This window comes from Mesorhizobium sp. M4B.F.Ca.ET.143.01.1.1 (assembly GCF_004792275.1).
GTDB classification, from domain to species: Bacteria; Pseudomonadota; Alphaproteobacteria; order Rhizobiales; family Rhizobiaceae; genus Mesorhizobium; species Mesorhizobium abyssinicae.
Map to the genome: position 1 here is coordinate 1 of NZ_SRSR01000402.1, position 278 is coordinate 278.

1 pseudogene is annotated in these 278 nt (G+C 63.3%); it reads right to left on the reverse strand.

Annotated elements, in window-relative coordinates:
- Positions 1-247: pseudogene (gene tbpA / locus EN786_RS37510) on the reverse strand (thiamine ABC transporter substrate-binding protein); the annotation flags it as partial.
- Between the last annotated feature and the right edge of the window lie 31 nt (positions 248-278).

Below are 278 nucleotides of genomic sequence, written 5' to 3' on the forward strand. Positions count from 1 at the left end.
CCTTGGCATCGGCGGTCAGATTGGTGTCGAGGCCGAGCACGATGTCGGCCTTGGTTCCGGCGCCTTCCAGCGTGACGCGATTGAGCAATGCCACGCCATCGGCGACCGAGACGAATTCGAGGTCGCAGCCGCACTCGGCCTCGAATTCCTTCTTGACCGCCGGTCCGGGACGCCAATCGGCGGTGAAGCTCTCATAGGTATAAACGGTGAGCTTGTCCTTCGCGGCGGCGGGCGCAACGCCCGCCAGAAGCGAAACAAGACCGGTTGCGAGAACAAGC